Below are 2,168 nucleotides of genomic sequence, written 5' to 3' on the forward strand. Positions count from 1 at the left end.
TCCCCCGGAGTCAAGGCCGGCGATCATTCGGCGCTGACGTCGTAGAGCAGGACATGGCGATCGCCGGGCAGGATGACGACGTAGACCTCGATCGGCCGGTCATGCTGATCGAAGCTGGTTCGGGCCAGCCGACCCACAGGGACCCCGGGGGCTAGGCGCAGCTTGGCGGATTCCTCGGCGGTGGGCATGCGCCAGGTGATTTCGTCCTCGTACCGTGTCGGGGTGTGGCCGAGGTCTTCGAGGACCTGGTCTGTTCCTTCGACAACATCCGCCGGATTCATGATCTTGCTTCCGTCGACGATGTCGAGGGGGTAGTAGCTGTCTCCGAGCTGTAGCGGCTCGTCGTTCGCGTACATCACCCGTCGGCGCACTCCGACCGACTGATCTGGCCGCAAGGCAAGGTGAGCCGCGATTTCGGCGCCGGCCGGGACGACTTCCGTCGTGCTGACCTGTCTCGGCACCTTCCCTTGCGCCTCGATCTGCTGGGCGAAGGTGTCTCGCCGCCGGTCGGCTTCGAGCCGCTTGCGACGGGAGCCGGTGAGCGATGCGTAGTACTTCATCGGTGGCTCTGGTCGGACGAAGCTCCCAAGCCCCCGCTGGGAGATCAGCAAGCCCTCGGTGCGCAGTAGGTCCAACGCCAACCGAACCGTGTTACGGCTGGTCGAGTGTCGCTCGGCAAGCTCCGCTTCCGTGGGGATGCGGGCGCCTGGAGCGAGGCCACCGGAGCGGATCTGCTCGCGGAGTTGCGCGGCAAGTTGGTGGTAGAGCGGGCGCGGGTCCGCCGGATTAAAGATCATAATTGCCCCTTCGCCTGCCCTCGAGCTGCGAGGTTGTACCCACAGGCTAACAAGCCTTGACACTCGCGCGGCCGGTCGTGTATCAATGGCGTTGTTGGTACAACCCAACAACGGTGAGACGGGGAGGCAACCCCGCCTCACCAGGGCAAGGGCAAGATCCCGGGTCTTTTGGACATGGAAAAGGCCCGGGAGTGGGAGGCAACCCACGCACCGGGCCAGACACGCCTTGCGAGCGCTCTTCGAGCGTACCTGTGTCTGTGCACGTCGTGGCGTCTTCCGCACCCCTGTGTTGGTGCGCTCCCGGCAGGGCCGGGAGTCGGTGGAAGGACTTTGCGATGTTGTTGGATCGTACGTCGGCACGGCCGGTCGCTGCGATGCCCACCGGGGGAGGCGCGCCCAGGGCGGTGCGGTCGTTGACGGCCAGCGATGCGGTGGTGGCCCTGGCCGTGTCGGACATGCCGGTGCGGGGGCCGGTCGGTGTGGAGCAGGGGTGGGAGTTCGCCGCGCAGGGCCTGGCCCGCCTCGGTCTGGCGGGTATCCGTGAGCGCCGCCAGGCCGCCGGTGATCTCCTTGCCCGTACGCAGAGGACCTCCGACCCGACGGTGCAGGGAGTCCTGTACGACGCGGTCGCGGCCCTGTACGGCGGGCAGCGTCGCCATCAGCGCGCCGTCGACGTCGTGAGCTCCCTGACCCGTGCCGGCACCGTGTGGGTTCGGAACGCCCGATGAGCCCGCTTCGTACCGCCACCCGCCCGACGGCGTGCCGGCGGATGGCGGCGGTGCGCGCCTACCTGGACATCACCGCCGGCGAGTTCGCCGAAATCCTGGAAGGCATCACCGCGGAGCCGGTTCGCGCGGCCGACATCGAGGGCTGGGAGCGCGACGTCCCCCCACCCGCCGGCATACGCCGCGCGGTCGAGGCCGACCGGCGTCTTGCCGCACCCTCGGTGCCGCCCGCGCGTGCGACCCGGTCGCTGTCGGCCCGTGGGGCGTCGCTGCGCATCGGGGCGGCCCGGTGAGCAGCAAGTCGGCGGCGCGTCGCGCCACCCGCCGCGCGGAGGTGTTCGCCGCGTTCGACGGGAAGTGCGCCTACTGCATGACCGCCCCCGCCGACCACCTCGACCACGTCATCCCCCGCGCGGCCGGCGGGAAGGAAAGCCGGTTCAACCTGGTGCCCGCCTGCAAGCCCTGCGGCCTGTCCAAGGGCCGCCGGCCGATCGCCGAATGGGTGCGCATCCTCGCCCAGGCCACCACGGACGACACCGACTAGCAGCCCCACCGCCAGGCCGCGCACTCGATTCATCCGCCCCCGGACGATCCACCCGATGACCGACCCCGACCAGCACGAATCGACTCCGCCGGTCGATCCTCA

The 2,168-nt window shown here is 69.4% G+C and carries 4 protein-coding genes; 3 read left to right on the forward strand and 1 reads right to left on the reverse strand.

Features of this window, described 5'->3' with window-relative positions; all coding sequences use genetic code 11:
• Nucleotides 1-23: 23 nt before the first annotated feature.
• Nucleotides 24-797 (reverse strand): GntR family transcriptional regulator, encoded by a 774-nt coding sequence (locus G6R24_RS20440; RefSeq protein WP_163550761.1) that lies wholly within the window; start codon nt 795-797, stop codon nt 24-26.
• Nucleotides 798-1,210: 413 nt separating this feature from the next.
• On the opposite strand from G6R24_RS20440, the gene G6R24_RS20445 reads away from it, so the two are divergent.
• The 3 genes from G6R24_RS20445 to G6R24_RS20455 are packed head-to-tail and all read left to right on the forward strand — an operon-like array spanning nt 1,211 to nt 2,066.
• The gene (locus G6R24_RS20445; protein WP_163550762.1) at nt 1,211-1,525 is read left to right on the forward strand and encodes a hypothetical protein; all 315 of its coding nucleotides are present in this window, start codon (nt 1,211-1,213) and stop codon (nt 1,523-1,525) included.
• Nucleotides 1,522-1,815 carry a hypothetical protein gene (locus G6R24_RS20450; protein ID WP_163550763.1) on the forward strand — a complete coding sequence of 98 codons (294 nt, stop codon included), beginning with the start codon at nt 1,522-1,524 and terminating at the stop codon, nt 1,813-1,815. Before G6R24_RS20445 ends, G6R24_RS20450 begins: the two co-directional genes overlap by 4 nt.
• On the forward strand, nt 1,812-2,066 hold the full coding sequence (locus G6R24_RS20455) for an HNH endonuclease (protein ID WP_225438868.1): 255 nt from the start codon (nt 1,812-1,814) through the stop codon (nt 2,064-2,066). The genes G6R24_RS20450 and G6R24_RS20455 overlap by 4 nt, the downstream gene beginning before the upstream one ends.
• The last annotated feature ends 102 nt before the right edge of the window (nt 2,067-2,168 follow it).

The organism is Candidatus Frankia nodulisporulans (assembly GCF_902806475.1).
GTDB classification, from domain to species: Bacteria; Actinomycetota; Actinomycetes; order Frankiales; family Frankiaceae; genus Frankia; species Frankia umida.

Coding starts and splice junctions, on each gene's coding strand:
- G6R24_RS20440 (WP_163550761.1), bottom strand. CDS start 797: ATGATCTTTAATCCGGCGGACCCGCGCCCGCTCTACCACCAACTTGCC.
- G6R24_RS20450 (WP_163550763.1), top strand. CDS start 1,522: ATGAGCCCGCTTCGTACCGCCACCCGCCCGACGGCGTGCCGGCGGATG.